23 protein-coding genes, 1 tRNA gene and 1 other RNA gene are annotated in these 23,285 nt (G+C 63.9%); 17 read left to right on the top strand and 8 right to left on the bottom strand.

What is annotated here, in order from left to right; genetic code table 11:
• Window positions 1-2 precede the first annotated feature (2 nt).
• From hemW to cydX, 8 genes are all read left to right on the top strand, one after another.
• Window positions 3-1,169, top strand: coding sequence for a radical SAM family heme chaperone HemW (hemW, locus tag DK366_RS01435; protein ID WP_109123723.1), 1,167 nt, complete (start codon window positions 3-5; stop codon window positions 1,167-1,169).
• 82 nt (window positions 1,170-1,251) lie between these two features.
• A complete protein-coding gene (locus DK366_RS01430; RefSeq protein WP_109123722.1) occupies window positions 1,252-3,540 on the top strand; it encodes a DUF1631 family protein in 2,289 nt (762 codons plus the stop codon).
• Window positions 3,537-3,896: a PilZ domain-containing protein gene (locus tag DK366_RS01425; protein WP_232820863.1), complete on the top strand. Its 360-nt coding sequence runs from the start codon at window positions 3,537-3,539 to the stop codon at window positions 3,894-3,896. Before DK366_RS01430 ends, DK366_RS01425 begins: the two co-directional genes overlap by 4 nt.
• 1,556 nt (window positions 3,897-5,452) lie before the next feature.
• Entirely contained in the window at window positions 5,453-6,778 is a 1,326-nt protein-coding gene (pepQ, locus tag DK366_RS01420; RefSeq protein ID WP_109123721.1) for a Xaa-Pro dipeptidase, read from the top strand.
• Between the two features lie 184 nt (window positions 6,779-6,962).
• Entirely contained in the window at window positions 6,963-7,205 is a 243-nt protein-coding gene (gene cydP / locus DK366_RS01415; RefSeq protein WP_232820862.1) for a cytochrome oxidase putative small subunit CydP, read from the top strand.
• The gene (locus tag DK366_RS01410; RefSeq protein WP_232820875.1) at window positions 7,205-8,788 is read left to right on the top strand and encodes a cytochrome ubiquinol oxidase subunit I; all 1,584 of its coding nucleotides are present in this window, start codon (window positions 7,205-7,207) and stop codon (window positions 8,786-8,788) included. The genes cydP and DK366_RS01410 overlap by 1 nt, the downstream gene beginning before the upstream one ends.
• Before the next feature lie 10 nt (window positions 8,789-8,798).
• Entirely contained in the window at window positions 8,799-9,929 is a 1,131-nt protein-coding gene (gene cydB / locus DK366_RS01405; RefSeq protein WP_109123719.1) for a cytochrome d ubiquinol oxidase subunit II, read from the top strand.
• A gap of 15 nt (window positions 9,930-9,944) precedes the next feature.
• A complete protein-coding gene (gene cydX / locus DK366_RS01400; RefSeq protein WP_109123718.1) occupies window positions 9,945-10,082 on the top strand; it encodes a cytochrome bd-I oxidase subunit CydX in 138 nt (45 codons plus the stop codon).
• Window positions 10,083-10,181: 99 nt separating this feature from the next.
• Here the strand turns inward: cydX and DK366_RS01395 are convergent, their stop codons facing one another.
• Complete coding sequence (locus tag DK366_RS01395) at window positions 10,182-11,492, bottom strand: aminopeptidase P N-terminal domain-containing protein (protein ID WP_109123717.1); 1,311 nt, start codon at window positions 11,490-11,492, stop codon at window positions 10,182-10,184.
• A complete protein-coding gene (locus DK366_RS01390; protein ID WP_109123716.1) occupies window positions 11,489-12,052 on the bottom strand; it encodes a UPF0149 family protein in 564 nt (187 codons plus the stop codon). The genes DK366_RS01395 and DK366_RS01390 overlap by 4 nt, the downstream gene beginning before the upstream one ends.
• A gap of 101 nt (window positions 12,053-12,153) precedes the next feature.
• On the opposite strand from DK366_RS01390, the gene DK366_RS01385 reads away from it, so the two are divergent.
• The 6 genes from DK366_RS01385 (at window position 12,154) to rpiA (ending at window position 14,724) form a co-directional block, all read left to right on the top strand.
• Window positions 12,154-12,390: a TIGR02449 family protein gene (locus DK366_RS01385; protein WP_109123715.1), complete on the top strand. Its 237-nt coding sequence runs from the start codon at window positions 12,154-12,156 to the stop codon at window positions 12,388-12,390.
• On the top strand, window positions 12,383-12,706 hold the full coding sequence (locus tag DK366_RS01380; protein ID WP_109123714.1) for a cell division protein ZapA: 324 nt from the start codon (window positions 12,383-12,385) through the stop codon (window positions 12,704-12,706). The genes DK366_RS01385 and DK366_RS01380 overlap by 8 nt, the downstream gene beginning before the upstream one ends.
• Before the next feature lie 7 nt (window positions 12,707-12,713).
• A non-coding RNA gene (gene ssrS, locus DK366_RS01375) (6S RNA) lies at window positions 12,714-12,900 on the top strand.
• 74 nt (window positions 12,901-12,974) lie between these two features.
• Window positions 12,975-13,595, top strand: a complete 621-nt coding sequence (locus DK366_RS01370; protein ID WP_109123713.1) for a 5-formyltetrahydrofolate cyclo-ligase — start codon at window positions 12,975-12,977, stop codon at window positions 13,593-13,595.
• On the top strand, window positions 13,592-14,056 hold the full coding sequence (locus DK366_RS01365; RefSeq protein WP_109123712.1) for an EVE domain-containing protein: 465 nt from the start codon (window positions 13,592-13,594) through the stop codon (window positions 14,054-14,056). Before DK366_RS01370 ends, DK366_RS01365 begins: the two co-directional genes overlap by 4 nt.
• Before the next feature lie 29 nt (window positions 14,057-14,085).
• Window positions 14,086-14,724: a ribose-5-phosphate isomerase RpiA gene (rpiA, locus tag DK366_RS01360; protein ID WP_109123711.1), complete on the top strand. Its 639-nt coding sequence runs from the start codon at window positions 14,086-14,088 to the stop codon at window positions 14,722-14,724.
• A gap of 34 nt (window positions 14,725-14,758) precedes the next feature.
• Here rpiA and DK366_RS01355 read toward each other — a convergent pair whose 3' ends face one another.
• The 4 genes from DK366_RS01355 to rplM all read right to left on the bottom strand — a co-directional run bounded on the left by DK366_RS01355 (window position 14,759) and on the right by rplM (window position 17,958).
• Window positions 14,759-16,429 (bottom strand): MFS transporter, encoded by a 1,671-nt coding sequence (locus DK366_RS01355; RefSeq protein ID WP_109123710.1) that lies wholly within the window; start codon window positions 16,427-16,429, stop codon window positions 14,759-14,761.
• Window positions 16,430-16,987: 558 nt separating this feature from the next.
• Window positions 16,988-17,061 (bottom strand) — tRNA-Gln (locus DK366_RS01350).
• 66 nt (window positions 17,062-17,127) lie between these two features.
• The gene (rpsI, locus tag DK366_RS01345; protein WP_109123709.1) at window positions 17,128-17,520 is read right to left on the bottom strand and encodes a 30S ribosomal protein S9; all 393 of its coding nucleotides are present in this window, start codon (window positions 17,518-17,520) and stop codon (window positions 17,128-17,130) included.
• 9 nt (window positions 17,521-17,529) lie between these two features.
• Window positions 17,530-17,958, bottom strand: a complete 429-nt coding sequence (gene rplM, locus DK366_RS01340) for a 50S ribosomal protein L13 (RefSeq protein WP_109123708.1) — start codon at window positions 17,956-17,958, stop codon at window positions 17,530-17,532.
• Window positions 17,959-18,090: 132 nt separating this feature from the next.
• Here rplM and DK366_RS01335 point away from each other — a divergent pair, with 132 nt between their 5' ends.
• Together DK366_RS01335 and coq7 are read left to right on the top strand one after the other, a co-directional pair.
• Window positions 18,091-19,311: a (Fe-S)-binding protein gene (locus DK366_RS01335; protein WP_109123707.1), complete on the top strand. Its 1,221-nt coding sequence runs from the start codon at window positions 18,091-18,093 to the stop codon at window positions 19,309-19,311.
• Window positions 19,308-19,949 carry a 2-polyprenyl-3-methyl-6-methoxy-1,4-benzoquinone monooxygenase gene (gene coq7 / locus DK366_RS01330; protein ID WP_109123706.1) on the top strand — a complete coding sequence of 214 codons (642 nt, stop codon included), beginning with the start codon at window positions 19,308-19,310 and terminating at the stop codon, window positions 19,947-19,949. The genes DK366_RS01335 and coq7 overlap by 4 nt, the downstream gene beginning before the upstream one ends.
• 428 nt (window positions 19,950-20,377) lie before the next feature.
• Here coq7 and speD read toward each other — a convergent pair whose 3' ends face one another.
• Entirely contained in the window at window positions 20,378-21,163 is a 786-nt protein-coding gene (gene speD / locus DK366_RS01325) for an adenosylmethionine decarboxylase (RefSeq protein WP_019465856.1), read from the bottom strand.
• A gap of 279 nt (window positions 21,164-21,442) precedes the next feature.
• Between speD and crp the strand changes: the two genes are divergently transcribed.
• Window positions 21,443-22,138, top strand: a complete 696-nt coding sequence (crp, locus tag DK366_RS01320) for a cAMP-activated global transcriptional regulator CRP (RefSeq protein WP_109123909.1) — start codon at window positions 21,443-21,445, stop codon at window positions 22,136-22,138.
• 71 nt (window positions 22,139-22,209) lie between these two features.
• On the opposite strand, the gene DK366_RS01315 is transcribed toward crp, so the two are convergent.
• Complete coding sequence (locus DK366_RS01315; RefSeq protein WP_109123705.1) at window positions 22,210-23,199, bottom strand: helix-turn-helix domain-containing GNAT family N-acetyltransferase; 990 nt, start codon at window positions 23,197-23,199, stop codon at window positions 22,210-22,212.
• Window positions 23,200-23,285 lie beyond the last annotated feature (86 nt).

Here is a 23,285-nt window from a genome sequence, read left to right as displayed (position 1 = left end):
CCATGTCCCTGATCGCACCGCCGCTGTCGCTGTACGTCCACATGCCGTGGTGCGTGAAGAAGTGCCCGTACTGCGACTTCAACTCGCACGGCGTGAAGGGCGAAGCGCCACCCTACGAGACGTATGTCGACGCGTTGTTCGCCGACCTCGACGCCGACCTGCGCGATTTCGGCGCCGCGGTACATGGCCGCCCGGTGCATAGCATCTTTTTCGGTGGCGGCACGCCCAGCCTGTTCGCGCCGGAGTTGATCGACCGCTTCCTGGAAGGCGTGCGCGAACGGCTGCCGCTGAATGCCGATGCCGAGATCACCCTGGAAACCAACCCGGGCACGGTCGAGCATGGACGTTTTGACGGCTATCTGGCGGCAGGGGTGAACCGCCTGTCCTTTGGCATCCAGAGTTTCGACGATGCCAAGCTGCGCCGCCTCGGCCGCATCCATTCGGCCAGCGAGGCCGAGGCGGCGGTGAAGTCGGCCCAGGATGCCGGCTACGCCAACATCAACCTCGACCTGATGTACGCCCTGCCCGAGCAAACGCTGGAGGGCGCCCAGGACGACGTGGCACGCGCCATCGCGCTCGCGCCGACTCACGTCTCCCACTACCAGCTGACGCTGGAACCCAATACCGCCTTTGCCGCCAACCCGCCTCCGCTGCCCGACGACGACCACGCCTGGGCCATGCAGGAAGCCTGCGAACAACAGCTGGGCGCGGCCGGCTATAGGCAATACGAGGTATCCGCGTATGCCCAGGAAGGGCGTCGCTGCGTGCACAACCTCAACTACTGGCGCTTCGGCGATTACCTGGGCATCGGTGCCGGAGCCCACGGCAAGATCACCGATGTTGCCAACGGCGAGGTGCTGCGTCGCTGGAAAACCCGCCACCCGAAGGCTTACCTTGCCGCGCCGGGAGCCGCAGAACGCATCGGCGGCAGCAACCCGGTGGCCGTGGACGAACTGCCTTTCGAATACATGCTCAACGCCTTGCGCCTGATCGACGGCGTACCGATGGCGGACTTCACCGAGCGCACCGGCCTGCCACTCGACCGCATCGCCGGTGCCCTCGCCCAGGCGCGCCAACGCGGTTGGCTCGCCGAGACAACCGACCGGTTGCACACCACGGCGCTTGGGCAACGCTTCCTCAATGACGTCATTTCCGGATTTCTTGACTGAATCCACCGTCCGGCCGATGGCGGTCGTGCCCTGGCGGCCTTAGACTCTTGGCCATCCGGGGGGAATGAAACCAAGGTCTGTCATGGAAGTCGAACAGCAGGGTCGACGGCCGCCGCTTGCATCCGATCGAGACACACGTCCCGACCATGCTGGCTGGTCGCCGCGCGCCCGTCGACTGATCGAAGAAACGCACGCACTCTGCACTAGCTGGCTGGAAGCGCCGCTGCGCCAGTGTGTGGGCGAAGCCGAGCAACGGCTCTATGGGCAGGCCGAGCGGTCGCGCAGCCCCGTGGAACAACAGCAGTGCCTGTATTCGCGCCAGCTGGTGCAGCAGCAGCGTGCAGCGCTGGAACGCCGTTTCATGGACGGTATGCGCCAGCACTTCAGCCGCGTCGGCGTCATCGTTGAAACGGAAGTTCATGCGGATGCGCCGCGTCGGCCGCTCGAACTGCTCGACCCGACCGAACACGAACAAACCGTGGCGTTGGACAAACTCGTTGCCCGCGGCGAAGCACGCCACGGCACGGCGCTGTTCGAGCTGGGTTATCGCTACGCCGTGCTGGTAAGCCAGCCGCCGCTGGAAGGCGAGCACCTGCCGCTGGGCCCGCATTCGCTGGCCACCGCTTTCCGCGAAGCGATGGCACCCATGGAACTGCCCGTCGAACATCGCTTGCTGCTGTTGCAGTGTTTCGACGCAACGGTGGTGGCCGGGCTATCCACGCTGTACGACACGGTGAACGAACACCTGCGCGCCGACGGCATCCTGCCGCAGCTGCGCGCGTTTCCCACGACGCCACGCATTCAGATGGAACGCCCCTCGCGCGCGGGCGCCCAGGACAATCCGCCTGCTGCATTCAATCGACAGCCGGCACCGGGCGCGGCGGCAGCGGCGCCTGCCCAGAATGCCGCGCCACGCAGCGACAGCATCGCCGTGCTCGACAACCTGCGCGAAATGCTGGCGCAGCATCGTTCCGGCCAGGGTGCACTCGATTATCAAGGCGGACGCTCGGCATCCCCCGAAGAACTGCAGCTGGCACTCGATGCCCTGCAACTGCACGTCAGCGACGTGGCCGACCAGGCCAAGCGTGAGCTGCTGAGTGCGCAGGCGCTGCGCGAGGAACTGCTGACGCAGCTCAACTCCGGCCGACCGGACGGTGCCGCGCAGATGCACCTGAGCGACGAACAGGGCGACACGGTCGAACTGGTCGCCATGCTGTTCGAACAACTGGATCGCCAGCTGCATCACCAGGGCAATGCGCACTCGCTGCTGGGCGAACTGCAGCTGCCGCTGCTGCGCATGGCGGTGACCGACCAGGGCTTCTTCAACCAGAGCGAACATCCCGCCCGCAAGCTGCTCGGTGTCGTTACCGAAGCGGCGAACGACTGGCTGGATGGTCCCGAAGGCGATGTCGACCGCACGCTCGAAGCCAAGCTCAACCAATTGGTGGACCGTGCACGCCGCGAGCCGCCCAGCACCGGCCTCTACACGAGCCTGCTGGCGGATATCGAACATCATCTCGGCCTACTCAATCGCAAGGCGCAGATCGCCGAACGCCGCCAGGTCGAAGCGATGCAGGGCCGCGAACGTCTCGAGCAGGCGCGCCATCGCGCCGCCGAGTTGATGACCGAGCGCTTCGAGAAGTGCAATCCACGCGGCCTCCTGCGCACCTTGCTGGAACGCGCGTGGTCCGACGTGCTGGCACTGACATTGTTGCGGCATGGCGAAGACAGCGAAGCCTTCACCCTGCGTCTTCGCATTACCGACCAGTTGCTCGGCCAACAGCCGGTCGCCGATCGCGGCCTGTTGCAGGCTGAAGTGGAATCGGGCTTGCAACAGATCGGCATGCACGCCGAAGAAGCCGTGCAGGTCGCGCAGCGCCTGCTGGGCGTGCCGGCCACCGCGCCGGCAAACACCGAAGCGGCGACGGCGACGGAACTGGCACTCAAGCTCAAGCAGCGCCAGCGACTGGGCGAAAACGTGGCACCGGAAACACCCGTTGCCCCGCCGCCCATTTCCACACCGCCGCCCTCGCCCGAATCACCGGAACGACGCATTCGTCAGCGCCTGCGCCAGCTTCCTTTCGGCAGCTGGTTCGAGTTCATCGATCCAAGCAACGGCCGCATCACCCAGCGCAAGCTGGCGTGGTATTCGCCGGTGTCCGGCAACAGCCTTTTCGTCACGCGCCGCGGCCTGCGCGGACAGGAAATGACGCTGGAACAACTCGCCCACGAAATGGCTTGCGGCCGCGTGCGCGAGATGCCGCAGATCAAGGAAAACCTGCTGGATCGTGCGTGGCACGCACTGACCAGCCAATTACGCCAGCTCACCAGCGGCCACGCCGCCCACTCACGCCCCGGAGCACCGACGTGAGCGAGAACATTGCCTCCATCGACCAGCGCCGCGCCCTGCGCAAGCGCGCCAACTTCACGGCGGTGGTGACCGACGTGATCACCGGCCAGCCCATCGGCCACCTGGGCAACCTTTCCGCCAACGGCATGCTGCTCATCAGCACGCATCCACCGCGCAGCGAGGCGATCTACCAGGTAAGCCTGTCGCTGCCCGGCCTGGGCAGCTCACCGCAGAGCATCGAGGTGGGCATCCAGGAGCAATGGCACGAAGCGGCGGCCAGCCCGGGGCAAGTGTGGTCGGGGTATCGCATCGTGGCGATTGATGACGCGGATGCGGCGTTGCTGGATGCGTGGTTGGAGCAGCCGGAGAGGGATTGAGGGTTGCGGCTGTCTGGCTGGGCCGTCCCGCCAGGGTTTGAGGGTTGGGCTTTTTCGCGAAGCCGTTTTGGCGATCGACGCCGGTGCAGCCTTTCCGTTTTCGTTCCGAATTTTCCTCGCAGTCATCCCGATACAGGCTCGCGGCGCTTTCAACAGCCTTGATGCGCCAGCATGTGGCTTGGCCTTTGGTTTTCGCGTTGCGCTTGGATCGCTTCTTCGAGCGGTGCAGCTTTTGCACGCCTGCTTCCACGCTTCGAAAGCCTTCGCTACTCCCTCACCGTCACTCCCGCGAAGGCGGGGGTCCAATGACTTTGTTTCCTTTTTTGCGTTGTACGCGGGTATCGCTTGTGCGGGCGTTGCCGCGACCTGGCCGCTCACGCCGCGGCGGCGTTTCGATCGCCTGCCGGCGCTCGAGTCACTTTTCTTTTGCTGGCCCAAAAGAAAAGTAACCCAAAGAAAATGGCCTTCAGAGCCACGGCTCATAGCATTGCGTGGGGATAAGCCCGAACGGTTGAGGTGTGTTGGTGCTTGGCAACCTTCGCCGAGACACAGCGGGTACTTCATTGCGCTTCGCAACGCGCCGAAGCGAAGAGGGCTGAAAGCAGGTGATCGCTACGCTTCCCAACCTCTGCGATGGTTCAAGGCGAACGCTACGCTTGCCGACCGCCGTAGTGTGACAAAGCCCTTGCCCTGTTTTCCGATCTCATGGTCGACTCAAGAGGCGCGCTTCGCTCTCCGACCGTCGTGGGTAATGAACTCCAGTACGCGCGGCGGTGCGCACCCGCCGCTTTTGCTCCCTCTCCCCTCCGGGGAGAGGGTTGGGGTGAGGGGCCAACCTAACCTCTCCCTTCCAAGCGATCCTTCTTGAAGACAGGAGCGCAGCGACCTGCCCACGATGCGATGTGTAGCGCAGCTGCACGAGCCGTCCGCTCTGCTCTGCTCTGCTCTTGATCTTGATCTTGATCTTGGGCCCCCTGTGCGGCGGTGAGGGGTGGACGATCAGGCCCCGCAGGGGTGCCTGACATGGATGTCAGGCACTTTTCGCCCGGGCAGGAGCCCGGTCGAAAAGCCCGGCCGCCCCTCACGGACTGGCTGGGCGTAGCCCAGACAGCGCCAAGTGGGGGTGCCTTTTCTTTTGGTTACTTTTCTTTGGGCAAGCAAAGAAAAGTGACCCGGCGATCGGCAGATCGTCGGAAGCCCGCGGCAGGCGAGCCAGGTCGCGGCAACGTTTCAGCCGAACGACAGAGCAAAAGCAAAGTCACTGGATTCCCGCCTTCGCGGGAATGACGGTGAGGGGTAGAGACATCGTCGCTAAGATGGCGGTGAGGGATAGAAGCGTCATTGCAAAGGCGGCGGTGAGGGATAGACACGTTCCCGCGAGCACCCGCCCCGCACCCCAACCCTCTCCCCAGCGGGGAGAGGGAGCCAAGCCAAAACGCGCCAAACGGCGCCGCACACACCCCAAAACTGGCGATACCCTCCCCTCCGCGCCATCATGTCCCCTTCCCCAACCGCCCGGCCCACCATCAAGCCCGGCGCCGCCGTCCGGCGTCACCATGCACGATCGCCTTGCCCCGCTTTATCCCCAGCACCTCGCCACGCTGCGCGAACGCGCCGACAAGGCGCTTGCACTCGGCGGGTTCGATCATCTCGTGATAGCCGCCGGCACGCCGCTGCGGAAATTCCTTGACGACCAGGACTACCCTTTCGTCGCCAATCCACACTTCCGCCACTGGCTGCCGCTCACGGACACGCCGGGAAGCTGGATCGTCTACACCCCGGGCCACAAGCCCAAGCTGATCTTTCTGCAGCCCAAGGATTACTGGCATGTGGTGCCCGCCGCACCGAGCGGCTATTGGGTGGAACACTTCGACATCGAGATCGTGCGCAACGCCACGGATGCCGTCGCGCTGTTGCCTGCCACGAACACTCGCCGCGCCATCATCGGTCCGGAATGCCCGACCGTGCCCGGCGCGGAAGCCAACAATCCGCAGGCCGTGTTGGATTACCTGCATTGGCATCGCTCCTACAAGACGCCGTACGAGCTTGAACTGATGCGCGAGGCCAGCCGTATTGGCGCGCGTGCGCACCGCGCTGCCGAACAGGCCTTCCGCGCAGGTGAAAGCGAGTTCGGCATTCACATGGCGCATCTCGCCGCCGCACGCCAGATCGACGCGGAGCTGCCCTACGCCAGCATCGTTGGCCTCAACGAACATGGCGCGGTGTTGCACTACACGCACTTTGATCGCCACGCCCCGGCGGAAAGCCGGTCGTTCCTGATCGATGCCGGTGCCAGCGCAGCGGGTTATGCCAGCGACATCACGCGTACGTATGCCGCGAAGGGGCATGCGGAATTCCAGGCATTGATCGACAGCATGGATGCCGCTCAGCAGGCTTTCGCGGCGAAAGTGCGTGCGGGCCAGAGTTATCCCGAGCTGCACATCCACGCACATCACGTGCTGGCCGATGTGCTGCGCGAGCACGGCATCATCCGCATGAGCGCGGAAAGTGCGGTGGCATCCGGCGTCACGTCCGCCTTCTTCCCGCACGGCCTGGGTCATCCCATTGGCCTGCAGGTGCACGACGTGGCCGGCTTCCAGGCCTCCGAAACCGGCGGCACCATTGCGCGCCCGCAGGGTCACCCGTACCTGCGCATGACGCGTGCGCTGGAACCGGGCATGGTGGTGACGATCGAGCCGGGCCTGTACTTCATCGACATGCTGCTCGACGAACTTCGTGACAAGCCGGTGGCAAGCGACATCCAGTGGGATCGTGTCGCGCAGTTCCGTCCGTATGGCGGCATCCGCATCGAAGACGACGTGGTGTGCACCGATGGCGCACCCGAGAACCTGACGCGCGATGCCTTCGCGCTGATCGGCTGACCATTCCCGGCTGGCCTCGCCCGGCGACGGGCGAGGCTTCAGTAGAAACACCTACACCAACTTGAGCCATCGCCGCTGCGGCATTTCAGCCCGCGCGGCCTTGCGCCGCTGCGTCATCCCTCCGCACGACAACTTCACGCTCGTTGCGTATGCTCGCCCCAAGGTACAGCTAGGGGCGCGTCGCATGACCAAGACACACGCCGGCCCGGTCGATCCGGTGCCGGTTCCCGTTGACCTGCCAAGACCTCCGCTGCGTCGCCTGGCGCGCGAACTGATTTTCCTGGTGGTCGCCAAGATCGCGTTCATCTCGCTCATCTGGTGGGCCGTGGCCGCCCACTACGCGCGGCCCGACACCCGTCCCGCTGCCATCGAGCATTTGCTCGCGCCGGCCGCTTCTTCTTCCTCAACGCAAGCAGACAGCCCATGATCATCGACTCCGATGTCGTCACGCTCTCACGCCTGCAGTTCGCGCTGACTGCGCTCTATCACTTCCTGTTCGTGCCGCTGACATTGGGCATCGTGTGGATTCTCGCCATCATGGAGAGTGTCTATGTGATGACCGGGCGCGAAGTATGGAAGCGCATGGTGCAGTTCTGGGGCGTGCTGTTTGGCATCAACTTCGCCATGGGCGTCGCCACCGGCGTCACCATGGAATTCCAGTTCGGCATGAACTGGGCCTATTACGCGCACTACGTGGGCGACGTGTTCGGTACGCCGCTGGCCATCGAAGGTTTGATGGCGTTCTTCCTCGAAGCGACGCTGGTGGGCCTGTTCTTCATGGGCTGGGATCGCATGTCGCGCTTCTCGCACCTGCTAACGACATGGTTCCTCGCGCTGGGCACCAACCTGTCCGCGCTGTGGATTCTCATCGCCAACGGCTGGATGCAGAACCCGGTGGGTTCGGCGTTCAACGCGCAGACGATGCGCATGGAAGTCACGTCGTTCACCGAGGTGATGTTCAACCCGGTGGCACAGGCGAAGTTCGTGCACACGGTGAGTGCGGGCTATGTGATCGGCTCGATGTTCGTGCTGTCCATCAGCGCCTGGTATCTGCTGCGTGGTCGCAATGTGGATTTCGCCAAGCGTTCGATGACGGTGGCCGCAAGTTTTGGCCTGGCCGCGGCGCTTTCCGTGGTGGTGCTGGGTGACGAATCGGGTTACGCCGTTTCGGAAAACCAGAAGATGAAGATGGCTGCCATCGAAGCCATGTGGGAAACCGAACCGGCTCCGCCATCGTTCACGCTGTTTGGCCTGCCTGACGTGGAGAACCACACCACGCACTACGCCGTGCGCATTCCCTGGGTGATGGGCCTGATCGGCACGCGTTCCATCGACAAACCGATTCCGGGTATTGCCAACCTGGTGGAAGACACCAAGGGACGAATCAGCACCGGCATCCAGGCGTATGACGCCATGCTCGTGCTGCGCGAGGACAAGAACAACGCGCAGGCCCAGGCCATTCTCGCTGCGCACGACAAGGACATGGGCTACGCGCTGTTGCTCAAGCGCACCATGGACGATCCCCGCAAGGCAACGGCGGCCGATATCCAGAAGGCCGCGGAAAGCACCATCCCGAACGTGCCCGTGCTGTTCTGGTCGTTCCGCATCATGGTGGCGCTGGGCTTCTATTTCATCGCGCTGTTCGCGTTCTCGTTCTGGCAGGCAAGCAAGCGCCAACTCGACAAGCGCCGCTGGTATCTGAAGCTGGCGCTGTGGAGTCTGCCGCTGCCATGGATATCCACCGAACTGGGCTGGATCGTGGCCGAGTATGGCCGTCAACCGTGGGCCATCGAGGGCGTGCTGCCCACCGCACTGGGTGTATCCAGTGTCACGGCAGGACAGGTATGGACCTCGCTTGGCGGCTTCGTGTTGTTCTACAGCGCGCTGGCCATCATCGACGCCGTGCTGATGGTGAAGTACGCCAAGAAGGGACCGGATGGCCTGGGCTTGTGGCCGGCATCGGAACCGGTGCCACCGATCACCAAGTCCGCTGCCCACGTCGGCGCCTGAGGAGAACGCCATGTTCGACTACGAAACACTACGCGTGATCTGGTGGGCCCTGCTCGGCGTGCTGCTGATCGGCTTCGCCATCATGGACGGCTTCGACTTCGGCATCGCGGCGCTGCTGCGCGTGCTGGGCAAGACGGAGGACGAACGCCTGGTGATGCTCGAGACCATCGAGCCCACGTGGGAAGGCAACCAGGTGTGGTTCGTGCTGGGCGGCGGCGCGGCGTTTGCGGCGTGGCCGCAGCTTTACGCAGTGTCGTTCTCCGGCATGTACCTGGCGATCTTCCTCGTGCTGGTTGCGCTGATCCTGCGGCCGGTGGGCTTCAACTTTCGCGGCAAGGTGCACGACGAACGCTGGCGCACCGTGTGGGACTACGTGCTCACCGCATCCGGCATCGTGGTGATGCTGATTTCCGGCGTGGCCTTCGGCAATTTGTTCCTTGGCGCGCCCTTCCAGTTCGACAACGACCTGCGCATGACCTGGCACGGCAGTTTCTTCGAACTGCTGCACCCGTTCGCGCTGGTGGCAGGTCTGGTGTCACTGAGCATGCTGCTGGCTCATGGTGCGTGCTGGGCGGCGTACAAGGCGGACCACATCATCGCGGACCGCGCGGTGCGCGTGGCACGCTTCGCCACGCTGGCCTATGTTGTGTTGTACGTGGCTGCTGGTATCTGGCTTGCCTACGGCGTGGCAGGCTTCGCCATCGTCGGTCCGGTCGTGACGGATGGCGTGTCCAATCCGCTCTTCAAGCAGGTCGCACAGGGCAGCAGCTGGTTCGCGAGCTACATGCAGCATCCGCTGTTCTGGCTCGCTCCCGTGGTCGCATTCGCAGGTGCCATTGGCGTGCAGCTCACGGTGGGCAAGAAGGGACTCGGCGGTTTCGTGTGCAGCAGCCTGATGGTGGCGGGCACCATTCTTTCCGCGGGCTTCGCGCTGTTTCCGTTCCTGCTGCCTTCCCGGCTCGATCCGCGCTCCAGCCTTACCGTGTGGGACGCATCGTCGAGCCAGGGCACGTTGGGCCTGATGCTGGCGATGACGGCGATCTTCATGCCCATCATCATCATCTACACCAGCTGGGTGTATCGCGTGGTACGCGGTCGCGTCACGCTGGACCACGTGCGCCAGTCCGGCCACGGCTACTGAGAGAGGAACGACACCATGTGGTATTTCGCCTGGATCCTCGGCCTCGGCCTGGCCTGCGCCTTCGGCATCCTCAACGCGATGTGGTACGAGGTTTACGCCACCGACGATGCGCATAACCGCAAGGATCCGCATCCCCGCGACAAGCTGCCCTAACCGCCATGCAGGAGCGCACTTGGGCGCGACCGGTCGTAGCAGTGATCAGGCTATGTGACGGTCGCGCACAAGTGCGCTCCTACAGAAACAAATAGCGCCTCAGCGCGAGGCCAGCAGCGCCTCGATCTCGTCCGCATCCTTGGGCACGCCGTCCGTCAGCACGTCGTTGCCATCCTTGGTAATCGCCACATCGTCTTCGATGCGGATGCCGATGCCACGCCAGCGCTCGGCCACGGTGAAATCGCCCGGCGGCACGTAGATGCCGGGTTCCACCGTCACCACCATGCCGGGCTCAAGCACGCGCGGCTCGCCATCGACGCGATAGTCGCCGACGTCATGCACATCCAGTCCCAGCCAGTGGCCCGTCTTGGCGGGAAAGAAACGCTTGTAGCTGCCATCGGCGACGGCGGCGTCCGCGCTTCCCTTGATAATCCCCAGCGCGCAAAGACCTTCCGTGATGACGCGCACGGCCGCTTCGTGCGCCGCGTTGAAAGCGCGCCCAGGCAAGACTTCGTCGATAGCCGCAAGTTGCGCCGCGAGCACCACTTCGTAAAGCGCACGCTGCTCGCGGCTGTAACGGCCGCTGATGGGGAATGTGCGGGTGATGTCCGAGGCGTAGCAATCCACTTCGGCGCCGGCATCCACCAGCAACAGATCGCCATCGCGCAGCACCGCACGATTGGCGGTGTAGTGCATGGTGCAGGCATTCACGCCACTTGCCACGATCGGCGGAAACGCGGGCACCGCACCGCGGCTGCGCATGACGCGCAGCACTTCCGCTTCCACCTCGTATTCGTGGCGACCCGCGATGGCCGCACGCATGGCCGCCAGATGCGCATCGGCAGCGATGGAGGCCGATTCACGCATCAGCTTCAACTCGCCGCGTGACTTGTACAGGCGCAGGTCGTGCAGCAGGTGGCCCAGCGCCACGAATTCCTTGGGCACCACGCCACCGCCGCGCAATTGGCGCAAGCGGCGCATCCAGCCAAGCAGTCGCGCGTCGAATTCGGGCTCGCGCCCAAAGTGACAGTAGACGCGTGCCCGCCCTTCGATCATGCCGGGCAGGATGTCGTCGATGTCGTCGATGGGGAACGCATCATCCATGCCGTGCTCACTGACGGCGCGGTCGGTGCCGATGGACTCGCCATGCCAGCGTTCGTGTTCCTCGTCGCGTTCGCGACAGAACAACACCGCTTCACCATGCTTGCGCCCCGGCAGCAAGGCCAGCACGGCATCGGGCTCGGGAAAACCCGAGAGATAATGCAGGTCCGAGTCCTGCCGATAGGGCCAGTTGGCGTCCGCGTTGCGCACCCGCTCGGGGGCGGCGGCAATCAACAGAACAGCATCGTCGCCCGCCATGCGCATCAACTGGCGGCGGCGACGGGTGTATTCCTCGGACGAGATGTTCAATGCACGGTGTCGCTGCTTGGGCCGTGGCGGTTCGAGCACTCGGCGAACAGCAGCATGGCGCCCATGCGCACGAATTCATGCACTTCGATCAAGGCGTCTTCGTCCTCGGCTTCATCACCGAATTCGAAGGACGATGCGGCGATGGCGCCCAGGTCCTTGAGGATTTCCTGCGCCTCGTCCGACAGCTTGCCGTGCGTCTGCGCACCACCGAGGCCAAAGCCACCGAGGAACCCGCGGCACCAATCGACCAGCGCGTCGGCGCGTTCGGCCAGCGGTCGGTCATCGGCGGGCATCAGCGGTTCAAAGCCCAGTTCCGGATCGGCCAGCTCGGACTCGGTCTGTTTCACCAGACGCTCCAGCAGGGCCTTGTCGCCCGCCGATGGCGTTGCGGCTTCCGCATCCATGTGCAGCGCTTCCACCAGCGACTGCTTGCCGATGCGACCGCCACCGGCCAGGAATCCGCACAGCGAACCGTGCAGGCCGCTGGCGTCCTCGGCCAGCTGCAGGCGGGCGGCGGCGGCATCCAGTTCGTCGTAGCCGATCAGCTCGTTCGCTGTCATGGCTTGGCTCCTTTCAAGACAAGCGGCAAGTTTAATGCACCCGCTTTGAAAACGTTGTCCAGCCTGCTGTTTTCGTCAGGCCTCCTGTTATAGTTTCGACCATGAGCGCGCCCGATTCCGTCAAGTCAGATTCCAAGCAAGAGCTTGCAGCCCTCGGCGAACAAGTCGACCGGTTGCTTGATGCCGTGCGCCGCCTCTCCGAAGAAAACCGCAGCCTGCGTCACAGCCAGGAACAACTGGCGAGTGAACGGGCCGGCCTGATGGCGCGCAACGAACAGGCGCGCAGCCGCGTTGAAGCAATGATCCAGCGACTGAAGGCGCTCGAGAACAATGGCTGACAGCACCGTGGAAACCAACGCCAGCGTGCCGGTCGCCCTGCGCCTGGTCGACCGCGAATTCCTGATCGCCTGCGCGCCGGAAGAACGCGAAGGCCTGCTGGAATCGGCAGCCTTCCTCGACCGCAAGATGCGCGAATTGCGTGCCAACGCGAAGGCGCCGGGCTTCGATCGCCTCGCCGTGCTGGCCGCCATCAGCGTCACCCACGAATTTCTCGCGCTGCGCAAGCAGCACACGGGTTCTGATCAGAGCGTGACTGACGGCATCGCCGCATTGCGTCGCAAGCTTGAAGCAGCACTCGACGCCCACATAAAATAGTCCACGGCGTTCTCTGCGGTGTGCGCCAGCACACTCTTACATTTGCCTTGTTCCTAAATACGGCCCCGGGTCGGCTTTTCATCGGTTGTTGTGCATGTCCGCCGCGTGCGGAAAGCCTTGAGACCATGTCGCCCTCCCACCTGATCCATCGTGGATCAAGGTCGTTTGGTGGGCAGCGGCATCGCGGTAACGCCACCTTATTCCTTAACTTACGGCGCCCAAGGGCGCCGTAAGTCCAAGGATGGCTCGCTCAGCAGGAGACGCGAACGTGGACGCCATCGCCCAGCGACGCGAATTACGCCGGCAACTGGCCGATCAGCGCCGGGCCCTGACACCGGGGCAGCGCATCGCCGCCGCCCAAGGCCTGCGCCGAAGCCTGGAGCAGCTGCCCGAATACCTCACCGACGCCCGCGTGGCCGGTTACTGGGCCTGTGACGGGGAATTGCCCCTGAACCTGGTCATCCCGCCGCTGGCCTCGCGCGGCCAGCAGTTCCTGCTGCCGGTCATTGGCCCCCACTTCCAGCTGCGTTTCGCGCCCTGGCAATCCGGCGAAGACGTTCAGCCGAACCGCTACGGCATCCCCGAGCCCGCGCAACCTGGCGAATTGCTTGAGCCTTTCCAGCTCGACCTGGTGCTGGTCCCGCTGACGGGTTTTGACCGTCGCGGCAATCGGCTGGGTACCGGCGGTGGCTACTATGACCGCGCCTTTGCCTTCCTCAACGACCAGGTGCGCCCCACCGAACCGCTGCTGGTTGGCATCGCTTATGCGTTCCAGGAGCTGCCATCCATCGACGAGGAACCCTGGGACGTTCCGCTCGATTTCATCGCCACCGATCAGGAACTGATCGATTGCCACGCCAACCGTGAGGACGGAGAAGCCCACGCATGAGCAAGAACAAGCAGTACTGGCTGATGAAGTCCGAACCGGACGCCTTTTCCATCGACGATTTGAAGCGCAAGGGCCAGGAAGCCTGGGACGGCGTGCGCAACTATCAGGCGCGCAACTTCATGCGCGACGGCATGCGCGTGGGCGACAAGGTTTTCTTCTATCACTCCAACTGCGCGGAACCGGGCATTGTCGGCATTGCCGAAGTGGCCACCGACGCCTACCCCGATCCCAGCCAGTTCGATCCGAAGAGCAAATATTTCGATGCCGCCAGCTCGCGCGACAATCCGCGCTGGATGCTGGTGGAAGTGAAGTTCGTCAAGAAGCTCAAGCACACCATCACGTTGAAGGCGTTGCAGGCGGATCCCGCCCTGGCCGACATGGCGCTCGTGCGCAAGGGCAACCGTCTGTCCGTGATGCCCGTGGGTGCCGACGAGTGGCATCACATCGAGGCGATGGCCTAACACTTTCTCCCTTATTGGAAACCAAGCCCATGAGCGCCAACGAAAAACGCCAGGCCGGCGAAGCCGCCATCCGCTACGTCGAAGACGGCGCCATCATCGGCGTCGGCACAGGCTCCACCGTCGCCTTCTTCATCGATGCGCTGGCCGACCTGAAAGATCGCATCCAGGGTGCTGTTTCCAGCTCCGAGCAATCCACCGCGCACCTCAAGCGCCTGGGCATTCCGGTGCTCGACCTGAACGCCACCGGCGCGCTCACGCTGTACGTGGACGGTGCCGACGAGTGCGATACGCACAAGCGCCTGATCAAGGGCGGCGGTGCCGCGCTCACACGCGAAAAGATCATTGCCGAAGCCAGCCAGAAGTTCGTCTGCATCATCGATTCGACGAAGCAGGTGAAGCTGCTCGGCAAATTCCCGCTGCCGATCGAAGTCATTCCCATGGCGCGCAGCCTGGGTGGCCGCGAAATCGTCAAGCGCGGCGGCCAGCCCGTGTGGCGCGACGGCGTGGTCACCGACAACGGCAACTGGGTGATCGACGTGCACGGCTGGCAGATCACCGATCCGGTGGGCCTGGAAAGCGACCTCAACCAGATTCCGGGCGTTGTCGCGGTCGGCCTGTTCGCGCGGCGCGCGGCGGATGTGGTGCTGGTCGGCGACAAGGTGATGTAACTCGCCGCCATCGGCAGTCACGAAACGCCTCCCCTCAGGGAGGCGTTTTCGTTTGGACGTCCGTCGACGCATAGGGAATGGAATCGTAGGTCACGCTCACCGTCATTTTGGGTGGATCGGATCCCTGATGCAGCGCCCTCGCGCGATCGATCAGCGCCTTGTCGGCAAGCGTCATGCGGTCGAGCATGCGCAGGTGCTGCAGCCACGACTCGACGAGGAAGACCTCGCGCCAGATATTCCCGTCACGCACGTCGCGGAACAGCCCCCAGTAGCGCACGCCATTGCGTAGACGAAGGTGCCGCAAGTCGTCGGCCAACGCCACGAAGTCCGTCGCGTGTTCTGGGGCCACCAGGTATTCGATCGCCATCACGACTTCGCCGCGTCGATGATCGAATGTCAGCTGGGTGAGCTTGCTCCTGCTACGTGCAACCAGTTCCACCGAGCCGGCGTCCAGCATCGGAAACTGCGAGTGATACAGCAGCAACGCGGATATCGCCGTGGTGATCGCGGCCGACAGAATGGCACCAGATACACCCATCGTCTCCGCCAGATGTCCCCACAGGAACGAGCCGATGGCCAGGCCCGCGTAAAGCGCCGTCTGATAGAGCGCGAGCGCCCTGCCCTTCACCCAGGCCGGCACCAGCAACTGCACGTTGGCGTTGTATTCGGTGAGTGCAGCGATCCAGCAGGCACCGGATACCCCGAGCGCCGGCATGATCACCGCCAGCGAACCTGCATAGGCGAGCAGCAACATCATGCCCGCCAGGACAAGCGCCGCCACGCTGATCAAGCGACTTGAACCCAGCAATCGTCGCAGCATCGGCACGAGCAGGCTGCCGAAGATGGCGCCGATGCCCAGCATGCCGAGCATGTAACCGTAGAGGGCCGCCGTGCCATCAGGACGCCCGCGGGCCACCAAAGGCAGCAGTGCCCAGATCACGCTGGCGGTGAAGCCGAACATGAAGGAGCGCAGCATCGCCAGGCGCGTCACCGTGGAATTCCAGGTGAAGCGCATCGCAGCCACCACGCCTTCGCGGATGCTCTCCGGCGGCAGCGAGTGCACCGGCACGTCGCGCCGCCAGTACCACAACGCCGCGATCAACCCGACATAGCTGATCGTGTTGACCATGAAGACCCAGCTCGGCGCCAGCACGCTCAGCATCAGGCCGCCGATGGCCGGTCCGACGGCGCGCGCCACGTTGTAGTTGACGCCGTTGAGCAGCACCGCCGAACTCACCATGCCATGCGGCACCTGTTCGCCCACCGCCGATTGCCACGCCGGTACCGTGATCGCACTGCCGAGCGAAATCCACAGTACCGCCAGGATCAGCAGCGAAGGGTCGAGCCTTCCCAGGAAAGCCAGTGCGGTGAGGAAGATCGCGCCGGCCATCTCCACCAACTGGCCTACCAGCATGATTTTTCGCTTGTCGTAGTTGTCGGCCAGCACGCCGGTGGCAATGGACAGCACGACCAGCGGCGCCGCTGACGCCACCTGCACCATCGCCACCATGATCGGACCGGCATGCGCCGCCGTGATCACCCAGGCCCCCGCGACCGATTGCGCCCAGGTGCCGAGATTGCCGAACAGGTTGGCGACCCAGATGCGCCGGAAGACACCGATGCGAAGCGGTGCCAGCAAACCGGATTCACGTTTCTCCGTCGGCTTGACGGCGCCATCCAGCTGCGGGGTGGAGGATTGGAGCATGGGCGTCGCATCGCTGCCGGGAAAGCCGGCGTTGGCGGTAGCGTGGGTGGCGGGGTGTACTTGGGTTGTGAATGGGGTGGGGTGGTTGGTTCGGCTGGTTGATAGCTTTCGCGGAGGCGTTGGGAATCGAAGCGCGCAAGACTGCGAATTGCGCGCTCTAGTCCTGGTCCGTAGATCGACGCAAACGTCTGGGGTGAAGTTTTGCCAAGAGCACAGCTCGGCTCAGATGGAGCGTGGTGTCGCGGAGGTTTGGATTGTTCGCCCCAGCCGTGGGGCTCACTCCCAGCGTTGCGCGTAACGGGGCGATCACTGAGGCTCGGTCCAAACAAGTTCGAAAACTATATGGACAAGCGCAGATTGGCTCAGGTGATGGGCGATTGCGTGAAGGCTTGGATTGTTCGCCCCATCCTTGGGGCTCACCCCTCCGCGCTGCGCGCTCCGGGGCCAGCGCTATGCGCTGTCCAAATTTGCTCCCAGCAAATTTGTCGAACGGGGTCCGAGTCCTCACCCTCCCAATCAAAAACAAAAAGCCCGCCATGAAGGCGGGCTTTTTGTTTTTGGCTGGGAGACTAGGATTCGAACCTAGATAAACGGAGTCAGAGTCCGTTGTCCTACCGTTAGACGATCTCCCAAAACCCTTCAGTTCGGTGCGCTCTGACTTGATGCACCGAACCGTCGAAGCAACTCTCCGAGGAGAATTAGCGCTTCGAGAACTGGGTAGCGCGGCGGGCCTTGTGCAGACCGACCTTCTTGCGCTCGACCTCGCGGGCGTCGCGGGTCACGAAGCCAGCCTTGCGGAGCTGGGACTTCAGGCTTTCGTCGTATTCGATCAGGGCGCGGGCGATGCCGAGACGGATCGCGCCAGCCTGGCCGGTGATGCCGCCGCCAGCGACGGTGACGTTCACGTCGAACTTCTCGGTCGCATCGATCAGCTCAAGCGGCTGACGAACGATCATGCGCGACGTTTCACGACCGAAGAACTGGTCGAGCGTCTTGCCGTTGACGGTGATCGCGCCGGTGCCCTTGCGAAGGAACACGCGAGCGGCGGAGGTCTTGCGGCGGCCGGTGCCGTAGTTCTGCTGGATAGCCATGATGATTCCTTAGATTTCCAGCGCCTGCGGCTGCTGAGCGGTGTGCGGATGCTCGGCACCACCGTACACCTTGAGCTTGCGGTACATCGCGCGGCCGAGCGGATTCTTCGGCAGCATGCCCTTGACGGCGATTTCGATGACGCGCTCCGGGTGCGAAGCCAGCAGGTCCTTCAGACTCGTGGTCTTGAGGTTGCCGACGTAACCGGTGAAGCGGTGATACATCTTGTCGTCCAGCTTGGCACCGGTGACAGCCACCTTCTCGGCGTTGACCACAACGATGTAATCGCCGGTGTCGACGTGCGGGGTGAATTCCGGCTTGTGCTTGCCACGCAGACGGCGGGCGATCTCGGTCGAGAGACGACCGAGCGTCTTATCCGTGGCGTCAATCACGAACCAATCGCGCTTGACGCTTTCCGGCTTGGCGCTGAACGTTTTCATTTCAGAATACCTAGTCTGCCGCCACAACGGGCGGTTCACATAATCGGTGGAACAAAGGCGCGAGATGATAACGGAGTTTTCATCAATCGCGCAAGCCCACCGACCGGTGGGATGCGAGCTGGCAATGATAGCATGATCACCATGGCGCTTGAAAAGCCCCCCCTTACTCGAAAACAGAAGATCGCCGCGCTCGCCGACCAGTGCGTGCAGTGTGGCCTGTGCCTGCCCACCTGCCCTACCTACGGCCTGGACGGCAACGAGGCGGAATCGCCGCGCGGCCGCATTGCCATTGCCGCGGCACTGGCCCGGGGCGACGCAGAACCCACGGCGGCCCTGCGTATCCATCTGGACCACTGCCTGGGCTGCCTCAATTGCCAGCGCGTATGCCCCGCCAACGTCAAATACGACGAGCTGTTGGTTGAAACGCGTGCGCTCATCGGCCCCTCGCCGGAACGTCCCAAACAGCTGCTGGCGGCGCTGAAGCAGCCAACCCTTTTGCGGCTTGCCGCCAGGCTTGCAGGGGCGAGCGGCGTGGCGCGCTGGAAGAATCGGCTCACCCATCGACTTCCCGCGGGCTCTCCGTGGCGGGCGGCACTGCAGACGTGGCCCGAAGAAGCCACCGACGAGACGGTGCCCTCGATTTCGCCAAGGAGCGACGCCGATTCAATCACCGTCGCGATTTTTCCCGGCTGCGTGGCCAGCGTCGAAGATGAAGCGGCGGAACGTTCGGCCATCGCGCTGTTACGCGCGGCCGGTTATCGCGTGGAACGGCTGCCTGCGTTCTGTTGCGGCGCCATGGATCTTCACGGTGGTGACATGGAGGCCGCCGATCGCCTTGCCGAACGCGTGCGCGACAACTGGCAACGCTCCGGCGCCAGCCAGCTGGTGACGGTGACGCCCGGTTGCCTGGGCACGTTGCGGCGCGCACTGCCGGAGGTCGCCGTCGTCGACCCTGTCTCGCTATTGGCTGCGCGCCTGGACCAGCTCACGTTTCGTCCGTTGGCTCGTCGTGTGGCGCTCCACTTGCCATGCACTCAGCTCAACGTGGCCCGCAGTGAGTCCGCCCTGCAAAAACTGTTGAGCAAGATCCCTTCGCTCGACGTGGCGGTCGTGCCGCGCCCGCCCCACTGTTGCGGCGCAGCGGGCTCGCACATGCTGGAATTCCCCGAGCGCGCTGCGCGCCTTCGCGACGGCGTGCTGGGACAGATCGCCACCTTGGCACCACAGCAGCTGTTGTCGTCCAATATCGGATGCCGGCTGCATCTCGCCGCCGGCATGGATGAGCACGGTGCGCACTGGCCGCACATGCATCCGCTTACGCTGCTGGCGCAGCAACTGGAGATGTCGCCATGAACGCTCGCACGCTTTCCCCGCTCGACCGTCTGCTCGCCGGCATCGAACGCGCGCTGGAAACCGTGTCCGGTGCACCGGAAGCTGCGCGCCCGTCACCCGCCGATGCCTTCGAAGAAGCCGACATGGACGACGCCGAGCGCCGTCACGCCGCCGGCCTGATGCGCATCAACCACACGGGCGAGGTGTGCGCACAAGCGCTCTATGACGGCCAGGCCGCCCTGGCGCGCAACGAAGAAACGCGCGAGCACCTGCTGCACGCCGCCGCCGAGGAAACCGACCATCTGGCCTGGTGCAGCGAACGCCTGAAGGAGCTGGACAGCCGCCCTAGCCTGTTCAATCCGTTGTGGTACGCCGGCAGCTACGCCATCGGCGCGCTGGCCGCGCTGGCAGGCGATCCGGTGAGCCTGGGCTTTGTGGTGGAAACCGAGCGTCAGGTGGAAGCGCATCTGGAGGAACACCTCGACAGGCTGCCGCCGCAGGATGAGCGTTCGCGTGCCGTGCTGTCGCAGATGCAGGCGGACGAGATTCGCCATGCGCACAACGCGCGGGAGCGTGGCGGCATCGACTTGCCGTTTCCGATTCCCGGCGTGATGCATGTGACGTCGATGGTGATGAAGGCGGTGGCGTACCGGGTTTGAGCGCCGCCCGGCGACAAGCTCTTTGTAGGAGCGCACTTGTGCGCGACCACTTCAGAGTGGCTGCGCGCCCCGGGCATCGCGACAACCGCTGACTGAGGAGGTGCGGGAATGCTGCGGTCGCGCACAAGTGCGCTCCTACAGTGACCTGGCGCCTCAAAGAAAAAACCCGCCTTTCGGCGGGTTTTTCGTTACATCAGGTTGCGACCGTGGAAGAGCTCTTCGATCTCGCGGCGCAGCAGCGACTCGATGCGCTGGCATTCCTTTGTGGGAGCGCACCCTGTGCGCGACTGTCCGAGGGAGCCCAAGGCGACAAGCAACCTCGCGACGACCATCGACTGAGATGCCGGAGGCGCCGCGGTCGCGCACAGGGTGCGCTCCCACAGTGACTTCGCGCCCCAAAAAAAACCCGCCTTTCGGCGGGTTTTTCGTTACATCAGGTTGCGACCGTGGAAGAGCTCTTCGATCTCGCGGCGCAGCAGCGACTCGATGCGCTGGCGTTCCTTGAACGAAAGATCATCCGCATGCGCCTCGAACAGATACGTATCAAGGTCGAAGTCCTTGATGTGCATCTTCGTGTGGAACATGTTTTCCTGGTACACGTTCACGTCGAACATCTCGTACTTCTGGCGAATGTGCTTGGCCAGGTAGTCCTGCACGGAGTTGATCTTGTGGTCGATGAAGTGCTTCTTGCCCTTCACGTCACGCGTGAAGCCGCGCACGCGGTAGTCCGCGATGACGATGTCCGACTCGAAGCTGTCGATCAGGTAGTTCAGGGCCTTCAGCGGCGAGATCACGCCGCAGGTGGCGACATCGATGTCCGCGCGGAAAGTCGCGATGCCGTTGTGCGGATGCGTTTCCGGGTAGGTGTGGACGGTGATGTGGCTCTTGTCCAGGTGCGCGACCACGGCATCGGAGATCGTGTCGCGGCCGAGCTTCTCGACCACGGGCTCCTCGGAAATGAGGATCGTCACCGACGCGCCTTGCGGATCGTAGTCCTGGCGTGCAATGTTCAGGATGTTGGCACCGATGATCTCGGCCACATCCGTCAGGATCTGGGTGAGACGATCGGCGTCGTACTGCTCATCGATGTACTCGATGTAGCGCTGGCGTTGCTCTTCGGACACTGCATAGCAGATGTCGTAGATGTTGAAGCTCAGTGCCTTGGTCAGATTGTTGAAGCCCTGCAAACGCAGGCGCGGAAGCGGTTTCACCACAGCGACTCTCCATGGCCGGGGATAGGGCCAGCAGTAGAGGCGGGTTAGCTACAAGGGTCCCCGCTGGATAATTCGACGTGAAAGCAGGAAGCTTCCACGACCCTTGTGACCGGAGCGCGACAAAGGGATCGCGTCCGAAAGACCGTGAAGTATGCGGCAAAAAAATGGAAAACTGAACCTCCGGTGGGCCAGATTAGTCTGCCATAATGCCGAAGGGGGGACGGATTGGACTGTCGGGGGGCGTCTTCGGACCCCGGGTTTTCATCTATGGGATCTATCGTGGCGCAACTCAAATATCAGCTGCAGCAAGCTTTTGAACGTTCCCAGGCGCCAGCCAACTTCGCCCCGGACCCGGCTTCGATGGAGCGCTTCCTGGCGCTTTGTCACCGCCGTCGCTACCCGGGCAAGACGGCCATCATCCGCCCCGGCGACCCCGCCAACACCCTCTACTACATCGTGGATGGCTCCCTGGCCGTCTGCACCGAGGACGAACAGGGCCGCGAATTGATCCTGGCGTACCTGAGCCGCGGCCAGTTCATCGGCGAAATGGGCCTGTTCGTGGAGCAGGCACAGCGCGAATCCATGGTGCGCACCCGCACAGCCTGTGAAATGGCCGAAATCAGCTACGAGCGCCTGTTCCAGCTGATGGAAGGCCCGCTGCGCGAGGAATGCCCCAAGATCCTGTTCGCCATCGGCTCCCAGCTGACGCACCGCCTGCTGCGCACCTCGCGCCAGGTAAGCCGCATGGCCTTCATGGACGTGACCAACCGCATCTCCAAGACGCTGCTGGACCTGTGCCAGGAGCCGGATGCGATGACTCACCCGGAAGGCACCCAGATCCGCATTTCCCGCCAGGAAGTCAGCCGTATCGTCGGCTGCGCGCGCGAAATGGTGGGCCGCGTGCTCAAGCAGCTGGAAGAGCAAGGCATGATCGCCGTGGCCGGCAAGACCATCGTGGTCCGCGGCACGCGCTGAGCCTTCTCAAGGCAAGCAACAAGAAAAACCCGGCCAAGGCCGGGTTTTTTCATGCCTGCGAGCCCCGTCGGTCAGCCCTTGGCCGAGCCCGACCTGACGCCTTGGGCGTGGCTTGGTTGATAGACCATGTACACATCGGCGCGCTCGTAGTGCGAACCCTGGCGCACCGACGGCTGCAGCACGAAGCCCGCCTGCTCGTACATGCGCAACGCGGTCTTCAGGCGGCTGTTGGATTCCAGGAACAGCTCCCTGCCCTGGCGACGATGGAATTCGGCGATGGCGGCCGCCAGCAGGCACCTTCCGGCGCCCATGCCTCGGAAGGTTTCGTCCACGCCCATCTTCGAAAGCTCATAAACGCCCGGCGACTCTTGCAGCAGAGCGCAGGTGCCGATGACTTCGCCAGCCAGTCGCGCGAAGAAAATGGCGCCGCCCGGCGCGAGCACGTAGCGCTCGGGGTCGCCCAGCAGCTCGCGGTCGATGTCCTCGATGCGGAAATGGCGCTCCAGCCACTGGGCATTGAGCCGGTAGAAGTGCTCCTTGAGGCCCGGCTCGTAGCCCACCACTTCGACCGCCGCCGAGGTCACGGCCGCGTGCTCGGCCAGCATGGCCTCCACCACGGGCCGCTCCTGCAGGGCGGCTTCCGTCGCCGCGAGCGCATCGAGCAAGGTCACCAGGCCCTCTTCGCCCAGCGATTTCATGATGCCCCGGCGGACGGACACCCAGATCGGACCGAGCGCCGAGAGGTCCGCCCGGCCCTTCTCGGTCAAGGAGAGCAGGCTGCGACGGCCGTCCTGGGCGTCCTTCTTGCGGCATACCAGGCCGGCGTCGACCAGTTTGTCGGCCAACTGGCTGACCGCGGAATGGGTCTGGCCAATGGCCTGCGCCACGTCGCTGACGGTGGTTTCGCCGTTCTCCCAAAGGAAGCGCAGCACCGGGAACCAGCGCGACTCCACGCCGGCACCGCAGGTGCGGTAAACCTCGTCCACCGCGGCATAGAAGTGGTCGCTGAGGGATTTGAGGCGGCTGCCGAGCGCCAGCTGGGCAAGCGAAGGGAGGTACATCCGATAGCTCCCGAACGAATTATGTAAATGCTAACGCAAGCAATGCGATGGGCCGGTCAAGAACCGGTCCGCACGGCGACAGCACC

Origin of the sequence: Dyella sp. C11, from assembly GCF_003121485.1 — a bacterium.
Classification (GTDB): domain Bacteria; phylum Pseudomonadota; class Gammaproteobacteria; order Xanthomonadales; family Rhodanobacteraceae; genus Dyella.
Note: the sequence above shows the minus strand (reverse complement) of the source record. Positions and strands in the feature narration are given on the sequence as shown.